At 63.1% G+C, this 13,745-nt stretch carries 13 protein-coding genes; 8 read left to right on the forward strand and 5 right to left on the reverse strand.

What is annotated here, in order from left to right; translation table 11 throughout:
• Positions 1-325: 325 nt before the first annotated feature.
• The 3 genes from lptB to lptC are packed head-to-tail and all read right to left on the reverse strand — an operon-like array spanning position 326 to position 2,430.
• On the reverse strand, positions 326-1,117 hold the full coding sequence (lptB, locus tag BSG19_RS07025) for an LPS export ABC transporter ATP-binding protein (protein ID WP_092987269.1): 792 nt from the start codon (positions 1,115-1,117) through the stop codon (positions 326-328).
• A 59-nt stretch (positions 1,118-1,176) separates the two neighbouring features.
• The gene (locus BSG19_RS07030) at positions 1,177-1,746 is read right to left on the reverse strand and encodes an LptA/OstA family protein (protein ID WP_092986256.1); all 570 of its coding nucleotides are present in this window, start codon (positions 1,744-1,746) and stop codon (positions 1,177-1,179) included.
• A 15-nt stretch (positions 1,747-1,761) separates the two neighbouring features.
• Positions 1,762-2,430 (reverse strand): LPS export ABC transporter periplasmic protein LptC, encoded by a 669-nt coding sequence (gene lptC, locus BSG19_RS07035; protein ID WP_092987271.1) that lies wholly within the window; start codon positions 2,428-2,430, stop codon positions 1,762-1,764.
• Between the two features lie 301 nt (positions 2,431-2,731).
• Between lptC and sppA the strand changes: the two genes are divergently transcribed.
• From sppA to BSG19_RS07050, 3 genes are all read left to right on the forward strand, one after another.
• The gene (sppA, locus tag BSG19_RS07040) at positions 2,732-3,682 is read left to right on the forward strand and encodes a signal peptide peptidase SppA (protein WP_092986258.1); all 951 of its coding nucleotides are present in this window, start codon (positions 2,732-2,734) and stop codon (positions 3,680-3,682) included.
• Positions 3,683-3,801: 119 nt separating this feature from the next.
• Positions 3,802-4,116, forward strand: coding sequence for an integration host factor subunit beta (locus BSG19_RS07045; RefSeq protein ID WP_092931772.1), 315 nt, complete (start codon positions 3,802-3,804; stop codon positions 4,114-4,116).
• Between the two features lie 101 nt (positions 4,117-4,217).
• Positions 4,218-4,613, forward strand: a complete 396-nt coding sequence (locus BSG19_RS07050) for a DUF1049 domain-containing protein (RefSeq protein WP_244529129.1) — start codon at positions 4,218-4,220, stop codon at positions 4,611-4,613.
• 3 nt (positions 4,614-4,616) lie between these two features.
• On the opposite strand, the gene BSG19_RS07055 is transcribed toward BSG19_RS07050, so the two are convergent.
• Positions 4,617-5,072: an SRPBCC family protein gene (locus tag BSG19_RS07055; RefSeq protein WP_092986260.1), complete on the reverse strand. Its 456-nt coding sequence runs from the start codon at positions 5,070-5,072 to the stop codon at positions 4,617-4,619.
• A gap of 338 nt (positions 5,073-5,410) precedes the next feature.
• Here BSG19_RS07055 and BSG19_RS07060 point away from each other — a divergent pair, with 338 nt between their 5' ends.
• From BSG19_RS07060 to BSG19_RS07080, 5 genes are all read left to right on the forward strand, one after another.
• Positions 5,411-6,403 carry a class I SAM-dependent methyltransferase gene (locus BSG19_RS07060; protein ID WP_092987273.1) on the forward strand — a complete coding sequence of 331 codons (993 nt, stop codon included), beginning with the start codon at positions 5,411-5,413 and terminating at the stop codon, positions 6,401-6,403.
• A complete protein-coding gene (locus BSG19_RS07065; RefSeq protein WP_092986262.1) occupies positions 6,400-7,287 on the forward strand; it encodes a TrmH family RNA methyltransferase in 888 nt (295 codons plus the stop codon). Before BSG19_RS07060 ends, BSG19_RS07065 begins: the two co-directional genes overlap by 4 nt.
• Positions 7,284-7,811, forward strand: coding sequence for a signal peptidase II (gene lspA, locus BSG19_RS07070; protein ID WP_092986264.1), 528 nt, complete (start codon positions 7,284-7,286; stop codon positions 7,809-7,811). The genes BSG19_RS07065 and lspA overlap by 4 nt, the downstream gene beginning before the upstream one ends.
• A 54-nt stretch (positions 7,812-7,865) precedes the next feature.
• Complete coding sequence (locus tag BSG19_RS07075) at positions 7,866-10,199, forward strand: hybrid sensor histidine kinase/response regulator (RefSeq protein ID WP_092986266.1); 2,334 nt, start codon at positions 7,866-7,868, stop codon at positions 10,197-10,199.
• A 180-nt stretch (positions 10,200-10,379) separates the two neighbouring features.
• A complete protein-coding gene (locus BSG19_RS07080; protein WP_092986268.1) occupies positions 10,380-11,288 on the forward strand; it encodes a l-ornithine N(alpha)-acyltransferase in 909 nt (302 codons plus the stop codon).
• Positions 11,289-11,405: 117 nt separating this feature from the next.
• On the opposite strand, the gene BSG19_RS07085 is transcribed toward BSG19_RS07080, so the two are convergent.
• Positions 11,406-13,688, reverse strand: coding sequence for an NADP-dependent malic enzyme (locus BSG19_RS07085; protein WP_092986270.1), 2,283 nt, complete (start codon positions 13,686-13,688; stop codon positions 11,406-11,408).
• Between the last annotated feature and the right edge of the window lie 57 nt (positions 13,689-13,745).

Raw genomic sequence — 13,745 nt, forward strand, 5'->3', positions numbered from 1 at the left:
AGCGGCTGTCGTAAATTTGATAAGATTGCCGCCTGTAAGAGCATCTTCCCGGAGCAAAACAGCGTAGCGCCTGGATCGTGTGATCCGATGTGCACCGTGGTCTCCGTCGCTGCCAACAAAGCGTCAAGGACGCCAAGGCATCGGAAGATGTTGGAACATTTTATATCCGATGGCGCGGCCCCCCGCGTCATCGATGGATGAACGTCGCCCAATCGCCATGCAACGTCAAGGGGGAGGCAGCGTCAATGAAGAATTGCAGCAGCGCCTCGCGCGGGCACGGGAAAGCCAGCCTCGGCAATGCGGAAGAGTGCGGCACGCACGGTCCCTAAAGGCTGAAATTATCGCCGAGATAGAGCCGGCGCACATCCGGATTGTTGACGATATCGTTGGCACGACCATGGGTGAGCACTTCGCCCGCATGGATGATATAGGCACGGTCGATCAGGCCCAGCGTCTCCCGGACATTGTGGTCCGTGATAAGAACCCCGATGCCCCGCGAGGTGAGATGGCGCACCAGCGCCTGAATGTCTGCGACCGAGATGGGATCGACACCTGCAAAGGGTTCGTCGAGCAGCATGAAGGTCGGGTCCGTCGCAAGCGCGCGCGCAATTTCCAGCCGCCGCCGTTCGCCGCCCGACAGCGAGATCGCGGCCGCCTTGCGCAGATGCGTGATGTTGAATTCGTCGAGCAGCGCGTTCAGCTTGGCGTCCTGCGCTGCACGTTTGGGCTCGTGCAGCTCCAGCACGGCGCGGATATTGTCCTCCACCGAGAGCCCACGGAATATCGAGGCTTCCTGCGGCAGATAGCCGACGCCGAGCCGCGCCCGGCGATACATCGGCATGGAGGTGACGTTGTTGCCGTTGATCTCGATGGTGCCCTCGTCAACAGGAACAAGGCCGGTGATCATGTAGAAACAGGTGGTTTTGCCGGCACCGTTCGGCCCGAGAAGGCCGACGGCCTCGCCGCGCCGCACCACCAGGGACACGCCGTTCACCACCCTGCGGTCGCGATAGCTCTTGGTCAGGCCACGCGCGATCAGCGTGCCGTCGTAGCGTGCCTTGTCCTCGGGTGACCTGTCATCGAAGACGGCGGTGCCGGGATCCTTGGCATGGGAGATGTCGGCCGGCTCGGCGCCGCGCTTGCGCTTGAAGGAAATGTTCACGGTCTGGGGCTGCGTCAGTTGGTCTTCTGGGATTTCGGATCGAGCTGGATCTGGACGCGGCCGCCGCAGGAATCGAGCTGAGCCTCTCCGGTTTCCATCTGCACATTCAGCTGGCACCCGCTGAACACGTTCTTGCCTTCCGACAGCACGACCTGCTTGCCCTTGAGCACGAGCGTCTGCGCGGCCATGTTGAACTGGCCACTATCGGCCGTGGCCTGCTGCGTACCCGACTGCAGGAACACCTTGTTGTCGACCTCGATCCGGTCGATTTCGGCATTGCCGCCTGAAATCGAACCGCCGCCGGACTTGTAATAGACAACCATGCTGCCCGCCTGCAGCGTCGTCGCGCCCTGCACGACCTTCACGTTACCGGTGAAGATCGCCTTGCTCTCGGGATCCTTGATTTCGAGCTTGTCGCTCTCGATCTGGATCGGCTGATCGTTGGAAAGCTTCATGCCGCTCATCCGGCTTTTCTGCTGGGCAGACGCCGGAGCGAGGGTCAGGCAGAGACAGGCCAGCGATGATGCGAGGAGGCCGGCGAGGGGAAGGCTGCGGCGGGGGAGGGAGGCATGGAGGGTCGACATGGGCTGCACCGGGTCCTAATTTGCGTTCTTGCGTATGGTGCTCGGCTCGACGACGACCTTCACCATGCCTTCAAAGGAAATAACCCGCCCTTTATCCGTCATTCTCATCTCTTGCGCAACAATCGAACCACCGGACATCCGGATGGCGATCGGCTTCTTGCTCTGCATCTCGCCCGCATTGATATCCAGATAGGCGGCCTGGAAATCGGCGATCACGCCATTGTTCATGGAGATGGTAAAGGGAGCGTTCATATCGAGCGTATTGCCGCCACGATCGTAAAGTCCGCTCGTCGCGTCCACGGTCGCGATCGTCGTGTCGTTGACCGGCATTTCCGCGTGGATCTTCTCAAGCGTGATGAGGTCCGGATTGGCGATGTCCTGCAGCGCCCGCTCCGCCTTCATCGAATAGCTGATGTCCTGCTTGTTGCGCCCCGATATCGCGGGGTTCTGCATGACGATCTTGCCGTTCTCGATCGTCGCATTCTCGATATGCAGCTCTTCCGGCAGCATGGTGCGCACAATGGAGACGGCAGCAAAGATGACGGCTATGACGACGGCGACGATCGGCAGGACGATCTTCAAACGCTTCACACGACGCGAATGCCGCGCGGCACGCTCATAGGCGTCGTTGACCGTCGGCCCTGTATGCGGCAGGGCGCCGGGAAAATGCACATCGTTCGCCATGAGCGGTTCCGTAAATCCAGGGGCCTTGACGAAGCCGGCGTCCGGGCTGCGTCGGCCGATGGTGTCAAGAAAGACGAATATGGAGATTTTTATGTCGCCGTACAATGGAGGCTTGAAATTCTTTGTTGCTAAGCCGGGCATTCGTCGGTCTGTGCTGTCCAAAGCCGCATGACCGGCTGTTGATTGCGGTGGAAATTTTGCTGGCGCGCCGATACCGGTTCGCGCTGATATGCAGTAGGAGTCTTCGTCGAAACAGACGGCGCCGGCTTACCCTGCCGCGCGCCGAACAGGGAAATGTGGAATGGATCCTCTCGCATTCGTCGATCGGCGGCAGCTTCGCCGCAAGCTTGGCTTCTGGCGCCTCGTGGCGATCGGCCTCATCGTCCTCGTGGCCATCGGCGCCTATCTCGGCATCACGCAATCGCGCTCGGGTGTGCTCGGAGCGAGCCAGATCGCACGCGTCACGATCTCCGGCGTCATCCTCGATGATCGCGAGCTGATCGAAAGGCTCGACCGCATTGCCAAGGCCGATCAGGTCAAGGGCCTGATTGTCAGCATCAACTCGCCGGGCGGCTCCACCTTCGGCGGCGAGACGCTCTACGATGCCATCCGCAAGGTTGCCGAGAAGAAGCCTGTTGTCTCCGACGTCCGCACGCTTGCCGCATCGGCTGGCTATATGGTCGCGCTCGCCGGCGACCGGATCATCGCCGGCGACACCTCGATCACGGGCTCCATCGGCGTCCTCTTCCAGTATCCGCAGGTCAAGACGCTGCTCGACAAGCTCGGCGTATCGCTCGAGGAGATCAAGTCCGCGCCGCTGAAGGCCGAGCCGTCGCCGTTCCATCCTCCGAGCGATGCGGCGAAGGCCGTGATCCAGTCGATGATCGACGACAGCTATGCCTGGTTCGTCGATCTCGTCGCGGAACGCCGCAAGATCCCGCGTGAGGAAGCGGTTCGTCTCGGCGATGGCCGTATCTTTACCGGACGGCAGGCGATCGGCCTGAATCTGATCGACGAGCTTGGCGGCGAGCGTGAGATCCGGAGCTATTTCAAGGGTCGGGACGTGGCGGATACCCTGCCGATCGTCGATTGGGAAAAGCCGGAAACCACATTGCCCTTCGGGCTGGGCTCGCTTGCCGCAATCTTCGCCAAATCGTTGGGATTTGAAGGTTTTCCGTTTTCGGGAAATCTGCCGCAGGACAAGTTGTTTCTTGACGGTCTCGTTTCCGTTTGGCAGGTTGGCCGCGATTGAGAGACGCCGGGCGCGGGTGTAACCCGCGCTGACGCGTGTCCGGTTGGCGGAGCGATCTCGATCGTCTGCCCGCGGATGACGGGCGTATCGCGAAGAACATCGTCAAAAGGGGGCAGAGGGTGATCAAGTCGGAACTGGTGCAGATCGTGGCGGCTCGGAATCCGCACCTCTACCACCGCGATGTCGAAAATATCGTCAACGCGGTTCTCGATGAGATTACGGACGCGCTGGCGGCGGGAAACCGCGTCGAGCTGCGCGGCTTCGGTGCCTTCTCCGTCAAGAATCGTCCGTCCCGCTCGGGCCGAAACCCCCGCACGGGCGACAGCGTCTTCGTGGAGGAGAAATGGGTGCCGTTCTTCAAGACCGGCAAGGAGCTGCGCGAGCGGCTGAACCCGGGCTCCGACGCGGACGTGGACGAGGAAGACGAAGACTGATGTCGCGATCGCCGTCCTTGTCGATGGCGACCTGATCTTGACCCGGCACGTTTGCCGCCCATGTTGTCGTCAAGCCTTGATAGACGCGGAGACCGGCTCGCATGCTTCGTAAAATTCTGAACATCGTCGTCCTCGTTCCGCTCGGGATTGTGCTCGTCGTGCTCTGTGTCGCCAATCGGCAGCAGGTCACGCTGGGCTTCAATCCGTTCGATCCGTCCGACACGGTCCTGGCGATATCAGGCCCCTTCTTCGTCTTCCTGTTTCTCGCCGTCATCCTCGGCCTCGTGATCGGCGCCTCTGCTGTCTGGTTCAGCCAGGGCAAATATCGCAAGCGGTCGCGCACGGAAGCGAAGGAAGCGCTGAAGTGGCATACGGAAGCCGAGAAGCGACGCCTGCAGCAGGAGGCGATCGTGTCGGCTCAGGCCGCACGTCCTGTTGCCGATCGCCCGGCTTTTCAGGGCTCGACCCCGACGATGATCGCCGCTCAGCAGAAATGAGCTTCAGGCCGCTGCGGCTTTTGCATTGGCGGCAGCGGTGAAATCGGAAAAGAAGCGGCTTGCGATCCGGTTTGCGCCGGATTGCACGAGCTTCGATCCGAGCGATGCGATCTTGCCCGAGACATCCGCGGCGATGGCATACTGCAGAATGGTCTCGTCGCCATCCTCTATCAGCCGCACATCCGCCCCGCCCTTGGCGTATCCGGCAAGGCCGCCCTTGCCTTCGCCGGAGATCGTGTAGCTTTCCGGCGGGTTCATGTTCGACAGCGTGATAACACCCGAAAACGCCATCGACATGAAGCCGAACTTTACCGTGACCACCGCATCGAGCGTCGTCGGCGAGGTCCATTCGAGGAGCGTGCAGCCGGGAATACAGTCTCTGAGCACCTCGGGATCGTTAAGGGCTGCCCAGACGGCGTCGCGCGGCGCGGAGATCCGCTCTTCACCGGTCATGTCCATGAATGTCCTCCTCGAACGTGTGCACTGCTGCGACAGACTTCGAGCCTGCCACGGCGTTGCCTGAAATCTACGGGCGGAAACTGCTTTGCCAAGAGCGATTGCGATGCTATTTGCACGCAACACGCTGAAGAAACGGGAAACATCGCCCCTTGAAGGACAAGCAAAGACGATCACCCGGCAAGGCGGCACCGAAATCCGGTTCATCGCACAAGAGCCCCCCTAAAGTCGCGGCGTCTCGATCGGATGCCCCTGTCACGCCGCCCTTCAAGGCGGCAGGAAAGCCTGCGGCACAGGAACCGCACGGCCAGCGTTCGTCCAGCCGCCCGCAGCCGGCCTCTCTGCGTCCGTCATCTTCCGAGGCCCGACAGGAGGCATCTGCGCCCGTGGCGATGCGGCCGAGAACGGGAGACAAGCCGGCCGAGCGCGTGCCCGTTATTCTCGAAACCGCAGGAGAGGCAGATTATCGCCTGATCGACAGCGGCGATGCCCTCAAGCTGGAGCAATACGGCCCCTATACGATCGTCCGACCCGAGGCACAGGCCCTGTGGCCGAAGTCGCAAGCCCCGCTCTGGGAACGTGCCGATGCGATCTTTACCGGCGACACGGATGAAGACGGCATGGGTCGCTGGCGCTTCCCGCGGGAAATGCTCGGCGAAACCTGGCCGATGCGTCTGCTCGATGCCGACTTCCACGGCCGTTTTACCTCTTTCCGCCATGTCGGTGTCTTCCCGGAGCAGCTGGCACACTGGCGCTGGATGAAAGAGCAGGTCGAGGCGGCCGGTCGGCCGCTGAAGGTGCTGAACCTCTTCGGCTATACCGGCGTCGCCTCGCTGATCGCGGCGAAGGCCGGAGCTGAGGTCACCCATGTCGATGCCTCGAAGAAGGCGATCGGCTGGGGGCGCGAGAACCAGGCATTGGGTCGGGGCGAAAGCCTGCCGATCCGCTGGATCTGCGACGATGCCATGAAATTCATCCAGCGCGAGGAGCGCCGCGGCAGCCGCTACGACATCATCCTGACGGATCCGCCGAAATTCGGCCGAGGTCCGAACGGCGAGGTCTGGCACCTCTTCGATCACCTTGCCGGCATGCTCGATATTTGCCGGGAGCTTCTGTCCGACGATGCACGCGGCCTCGTTCTCACAGCCTATTCCATCCGGGCAAGCTTCTATTCGATCCACGAACTGATGCGCGAAGTCATGCGCGGCCGGGGTGGCGTCGTTGAATCCGGCGAACTGATCCTGCGCGAGTCCGCAGGGTCGAAGCAGGATGGCGAGACCGGCTCCGGCCGCGCGCTGTCCACCTCTCTCTTCAGTCGATGGGTGCCGAAATGAGCAGCGACGATTATAGCGGCGGCAATCCACGCGGGCAGGTCGGGCGTGGCGAAGGTCGGGTCGGCCAGGTGAAGGAAGTCACGAGCCTTGCCAATCCGATCATCAAGGATATCCGCGCGCTGACGCAGAAGAAGGCGCGCGACGAGAGCGGCACCTTCATTGCCGAAGGGCTGAAGCTCGTTATTGACGCCGTCGAACTGGGCTGGACCATTCGCACGCTGGTCTATGCCAAGGCCGCCAAGGGCAAGAAGCCGGTGGACGACATCGCCGCGCGCACCGTGGCCCGCGGCGGTCTCGTGCTTGAGGTCAGCGAGAAGGTCATCGCCACCGTCACCCGCCGCGACAATCCGCAGATGGTCGTCGGCGTGTTCGAGCAGCGCTATGGATCCTTGAGAGACATCAAGCCACGCGCGAACGAGACCTATGTGGCGCTCGACCGGGTGCGCGATCCCGGTAATCTCGGCACCATCATCCGTACGGCGGATGCGGCCGGCGTCTCCGGCGTCATCCTGATCGGCGAGACCACGGACCCCTTCTCGCTCGAAACGGTGCGTGCCACCATGGGCTCCGTCTTCGCCGTACCGGTGTTCCGGGCGAGCGTGGCCGAGTTCCTTGCCTGGCAGAAGCACACGGGTGTCATGGTCGTCGGCACGCATCTTGCCGGTGCGGTCGATTACCGCACGATTGATTATCGGCCCCGCCCGGTCGTCGTCCTCATGGGCAACGAGCAGGCCGGTCTGCCGGACGAACTTGCAGCGAAAGCGGATAAGCTTGCCCGCATTCCCCAGTCGGGCCGCGCGGATTCGCTCAATCTCGCCATCGCTACCGGTGTGATGCTCTTCGAGGCGCGCCGCCACCTGCTGACACTGGATGACCGCGGATGACCGAAAGCCGGACGCCTCTCTCGCCAGTCACGCCCGACAGCCGCCCGACCCTGTTTTCGCGCCCCTGGCCGATTGCGATCTTCATCATCGTCGCTCTTATCCTCGATCAGGTGATCAAGCAGGCGGTCGAGGCCTACCTGCCGATGGAGGAGGCCGTTCACGTCATCCCCATGCTCGCGCTCTACAGGGTCTATAATTACGGCGTCGCCTTCTCCATGCTGTCGGGCATGGAGGGCTGGTTCATCGTCGGCATGCGCCTCGTGGTGGTCGGTTTCGTGCTCTGGCTCTGGCGCAGGACGCCGAAGGACAGGTTCTTCGCCCATCTCGGCTATGCGATGATCATCGCCGGTGCGCTCGGCAATCTGGTCGATCGGTTTCTCTATGGGTATGTGATCGACTATATCCTGTTCTACACGGAGACATGGTCCTTCGCCGTGTTCAACCTCGCCGATGCCTTCATTACGGTCGGCGCTGGCGCCATCGTGCTGGACGAAATCCTCCAGGCAAAAAAGCGAGATCGTTAAAATGCGAGCGATCGGCTGAAATCATTTCCAACGGCTGCATGATAGTCATCGCGCATGAGCGAGCCGTCGAGACTGCAGCGCAAGATCGTCCAGCACCTGTCGCAGCCGCCGATCGGGGAGGGTGCCGGGCAGGGCGTCGGGGCATCTGATGTGCCGCCGCTACGCGTGGCGTTTCCTGAGCATACCGATGCCGAAAGGGAGCTCGGGAGCTCCCGCATCTCCGCCTTTCGCCCGGCCCTCGCCTGTGCCGGCCTTCTCGCCTCCGCCGCCATCGTCGCGGCCGGTCTGGAGGCAGATCTCTTTCTCTTGCCCTTCGGGCTTGGCATTGCGGGCATTGCCGGCTCTGTGCTTCTTTTTAGCGATTGGCGCCAGAACCGGAACCGGCGCGGCCGAGGTGCTGCATACGAACGATCCGGCGACCGCGCATGGGAAGCCCGCGAGGCTGGCATGTCGCGTTTCGCAATCCACGATGCGCTCGGGGACATGGCGATTCTGCGCGATGCGAAGGGTGTCATTCTGGAGGCGAACGACACCTTCCGGACGCTGACCGGCGCGCCTTCGCCGGAGGGGCAGCGTTGTGACGCTCTGGGTCTTGAGCTCCGTCCGCCCGGCACCTCCGGTCGCTACAGGGTCGAGATCATGACGGAGGAAGGCAGCACGCGCATTTTCGACTGGCACGACGTCCTGACGCGCGAGGCGGAGACAGGCACGCTGCGCATCGTCAGCGTTGGCCGGGATATCACCGACAATGTCAGCGCGGCGCGCAGCAGCGAAGCGGCGCTCCAAAGAGCCGAAGCCGAAAGCCGGGCAAAATCCCACCTGCTGGCAACTGTCAGCCACGAGATCCGCACGCCGCTATCCGGCATTCTTGGTATGAGCGACCTCCTCGACCAGACCCGGCTGAGCGCACAGCAGGCGAACTATCTCGCGGGCATGCGCCAGTCCGGTCACGATCTCGTACAGCTGGTCGATGATCTCCTGGACTGCGCCTCGATGGAAGCCGGACGATTTGCCCTGCGCCCGACGCGCCAGAGCCTGCGTCCGCTGGTCGAGAGCGTCGTCGAAATGCTGTCGCATCGCGCCCACGCGAAGGGCATCGAGATCGCCTCGACGATTGCCGCAGACGTACCCGATACTCTGAAGATCGATGGGCCCCGCCTGAAGCAGGTCCTGTTCAACGTGGTGGGCAACGCCGTCAAGTTCACCACGACCGGAGGTGTTCTCGTCAGCTGTGCCGAGCAGAATGGCGCGCTCGTGCTGCGCGTCACCGACACGGGGCCGGGCATGACCTTCGAGGACCAGTCCCGCATTTTCGACGCTTTCGAGCAGGCCGGCGATACGGTTTCCCAGTCTGGCGGAACAGGGCTTGGTCTCGCCATATCGCGCCGTATCATCAGGGCCTTCGGTGGCGATGTCACCGTCTCCAGCCGGCTTGGCGTCGGCAGCCTCTTCGAGATCCGCTTTCCGCTGACGGAATCGGTGCCGCCGCTCGCCACGGCCCGCACCCGAACGCTTTCCACCTCCCGCGTCCTTCTCATCGCGCCGAAAGGGCCGGCCTCCGAAGCGCTGGCAGCGACGGTCGAAACGCTCGGCGGCCGCTGCCGCATCGTCTCGACCATCGAGCAGGCCGGTCATATTCTGAAGTTGGCGATGGATGGGGGCAGCGAGGAGCGATTGACCGATATCATCGTCGATCATCGCTGCGCCGCGCTCTTTCGTCGGATCTGCAAGGACAGGCCGGACCTCGAAAACTTGCCGCTGCGCAGAACCTACCTTGTCAATCCGGAAGAACGCATCCAGCAGCCGCTGCACCAGACCGACGGCTTTCATGCCTGGCTGATCCGCCCCCTGCGCGAACGCTCGCTGGTAGCGGTGCTGAAGGGGCAGCTGAAGGGCATCGAGGTTCGCGACGCCATCAACGACAATCGCCCGATACTGCGCGATGCGGTGGACGCTTCGCCAGCGCCTGCGCCACTTGCCGTGTGCACCGTACTTCTCGGTGAGGATGACCCCGTCAATGCCGCGATCCTGCGCGCCACGCTGGAGCGCGCCGGATACGCCGTGCGGCATGTCGTCGATTTCGCTGCCATGGGAGATGTGCTGGATCTGGGGCTTTCGGCTGCGGCTGCAGGCGACGGGCAGGCACCTCGAATCCTGATCACCGATCTCAATATGCCCGGCGGCGATGGCGTGACGCTGGTGCGCCGCCTGCGTCTCTCTGAAACGTCCATCGACGGCGCCCTGCGGCTTCCCGTCATCGTGCAGACCTCCGACCGCCGTCCCGAAACGCACCGCGATCTGCTGGAGGCAGGGGCGGATGCCGTCCTCGCCAAACCCGCCAACCCTAAAATCCTGATTGAGCTGGTCGGCCGATTGATCGCCGGCTAAGGATCGCCGCATACGCCTTGTCACGGTCTTGTTGCAGTGACATGCTTAAAGGCCTGCAGGAAGCGAACTGCTACCGCAGCCCGGGCGCGATTCGGAAAATGTCGGGGAAATGCCCCCCATATTCCCCGGTCGTTCGCGGTTCACGTGCAGGCGCATGCTCGCGATTAGGGGTAATCTGCGATGACGATCGAAATTCTGGAATCCGTATCGGCTCTCCGCACCATGTCCGTGCCCGTCGCAAGCCCGGCCATTATTCGTGCCCGCCCGCCGCGCGAAGCGGCGCCAGCCACCGACGTGCTCGGCCGCATCGGGCCGCTCGAAACCCGCATCGCTCGCACGGCCTCCGAGGTCGATGCCGCACAGGCGCTTCGCTACAAGGTGTTCGTCGAGGAGATGGGCGCCCGTGTGCCAGCCGGTGCTGCGCTGATCGGCCGCGACATCGATGGGTGGGATGCCTTTTGCGACCATCTTCTGGTGCTCGATACATCGCTGCCCGGACAGTCCGAAGCCCAGATCGTGGGAACCTACCGGCTGTTGCGTCAGGATGTGGCGGCGGCTGCCGATGGTTTCTATTCGGCTTCCGAATTCCTGATCGACCCGATGATCGCCCGTCATCCCGGCAAGCGCTTCATGGAGCTCGGCCGTTCCTGTGTCCTGCCCTCCTATCGCACCAAGCGCACGGTGGAGCTTCTCTGGCAGGGCAACTGGGCCTATGCGCTGAAGCATGGCATCGACGCCATGTTCGGCTGCGCCTCTTTCCCCGGCACCGTTCCCGAACATCACGCGCTGGCTCTGTCCTTCCTGCATCATACGGTGCCGGCAAGCGGGGAGTGGCAGGTGAAGGCGCGGCCGGAACTCTACCGCGTCATGGATCTGATGCCGGTCGAGGCGATCCAGGCGCGCGCTGCCCTCTCGGCCATGCCGCCCTTGATCAAGGGATACCTGCGCATCGGCGCCATGGTCGGTGACGGCGCCGTCGTGGACGAGGCTTTCCGCACGACGGACATTCTCGTCGTCCTGCCGATCACCAACATTGCCGGCCGCTATCTCAATTACTACGGCGCCGACGCAACCCGCTTTGCCCTTTGAGGGGACGCAGGGTCTGTTTCATCGTGCGTCAGGACGGACAGGGAGTGTTTTGTCCCGGATCCGCCCTTCCTGACATTGGAAGGGCGGTATTCCCGAGTCCGTAGATCCCACCGTCCCTTATCCGGCGTTGTAAGCCGCCAGCGCCGCCATGTTGACGATCTCGGAGTCCTTGGCAGTCAGCGAGACGATCTGCACGGACTTGTCGAGGCCGACCAGCAACGGGCCGATGATGGTGGCGCCGCCGAGTTCCTGCAGCATCTTCGTCGAGATGGAGGCGGAGTGGAACGCCGGCATGACCAGAACGGTTGCCGGGCCGGAAAGACGGCAGAACGGGTACTGCTCCATCGCCTTCATGTTCAGCGCGACATCGGCCGCCATTTCACCGTCATATTCGAAATCGACGCGGCGCCGGTCGAGGATCTTCACGGCCTCGCGGACCCGTTCCGAACGTTCGCCATGCGGATGCCCGAAGGTCGAATAGGCAAGCATCGCCACGCGCGGCACATAGCCGAGACGGCGCGCAAGGCCTGCGGCCTCCACGGCGATGTCGGCAAGTTCCTCCGAGGATGGCATGTCGTGTACGGCCGTATCCGCCACCAGAACCGTGCGCCCCCGGCAGAGCGCGATCGACACGCCGATGACCCGGTGCCCCGGCTTGGCATCGATGCAGCGGCGGACATCGTCGAGAGCCGTCGAATAGTTGCGCGTGATGCCCGTCACCATGCCGTCGGCGTCGCCAAGCGCCACCATGCAGGCGGCAAAATGGTTACGGTCGTGGTTGATCAGCCGCTGTGCGTCACGGAAGAGGAACCCCTCACGCTGCAGGCGGGCATAGAGATAATCGGTGTAGGCGCCCGTGCGATCGGAAATGCGGGCATTGACGAGCTTGATGCCGGGACGGTCGAGGTCGATGCCCTCGCGCGCCGCCGTTTCGCGCATGCGGTCCTCGCGGCCGAGCAGCAACGCGGTACCGAGCTTCTGGTTGGCATAGGCCAGCGCCGAGCGCATCATCGGAACTTCCTCGCCCTCGGTGAAGACGATCCGCTTGGGCGCGCGCCGAACGTGCTCGTAGATCTGCGCCATCGTCGAGGCGATCGGGTCGCGGCGCATCGAGAGCTGGTGACCGTAGGCGGCAAGGTCGGCAATCGGCTTCTGGGCGACACCGCTCTCCATCGCAGCCTTGGCGACGGCGACCGGAATGGACGAGATGAGCCGCGGATCGAAGGGCACAGGGATGATGTACTGCGCGCCGAAGCGCGGCCGGTTGCCCTGATAGGCCGCCGCGACGTCATCCGGCACGTCCTCCTTGGCAAGGCTCGCCAGGGCCCGGGCAGCGGCAATCTTCATGTCCTCGTTGATCGTGGTGGCCCGCACGTCGAGCGCGCCGCGGAACATGTAGGGGAAGCAGAGAACGTTGTTGACCTGGTTCGGGTAGTCCGAGCGCCCGGTCGCCATGATCGCATCGTCGCGGATGGAGGCGACCTCTTCCGGCGTGATTTCCGGGTCTGGGTTGGCCATGGCGAAGATGATCGGCCGGGGCGCCATCGAGCGGATCATGCCTTCCGAGAACGCGCCCTTCTGCGACAGGCCGAGCACCACGTCGGCGCCGTCCATCGCCTCTTCCAGCGTCCGCCGGTCGGTCTTGGTCGCGTGGGCCGATTTCCACTGGTTCATGCCTTCGGTGCGGCCCTGGTAGATCACGCCCTTCGTGTCGCACATGATGATGTTCTCGGGCGCAAAGCCGAGCGACTTGATCAGCTCGACACAGGCGATGGCCGCAGCGCCAGCGCCGTTGCAGACGAGACGCGTGGTCTTGAGGTCGCGGCCGGTCAGTTCCAGAGCGTTGATCAGGCCCGCGGTCGCGATGATCGCGGTGCCGTGCTGGTCGTCATGGAACACCGGAATGTCCATGATCTCGCGCAGCTTCTGCTCGATGATGAAACACTCCGGCGCCTTGATGTCCTCAAGGTTGATGCCGCCGAAGGAAGGCCCGAGATAGCGTACGCAATTGATGAAGGTATCGGCATCTTCCGTATCGACCTCAAGGTCGATGGAATCGACATCCGCAAACCGTTTGAAAAGAACCGATTTGCCTTCCATGACGGGCTTGGAGGCCAATGCGCCCAGATTGCCGAGGCCGAGAATGGCGGTGCCGTTGGAGATGACGGCGACCATGTTGCCACGCGTTGTATAGTCATAGGCCGTCGCCGGATCGGCGGCGATGGCTTTCACGGGAACGGCAACGCCAGGCGAGTAGGCCAGCGACAGATCGCGCTGCGTCGCCATTGGCTTTGTCGGTGTGATCTCCAGCTTGCCGGGGCGTCCCTGCGAGTGGAAATCCAGCGCTTCCTGATCCGTGACAGCCGTTCCGCCTGCGCGGGCCTTGCGTTCGTTTGCCATGATGATCCTCCCTCGGAACTGTCAAGCTTCTGTGGGCGGCCACTCACGGCCGCGCTT

The organism is Rhizobium sp. NFR03, from assembly GCF_900111275.1.
Lineage (GTDB): Bacteria > Pseudomonadota > Alphaproteobacteria > Rhizobiales > Rhizobiaceae > Ferranicluibacter.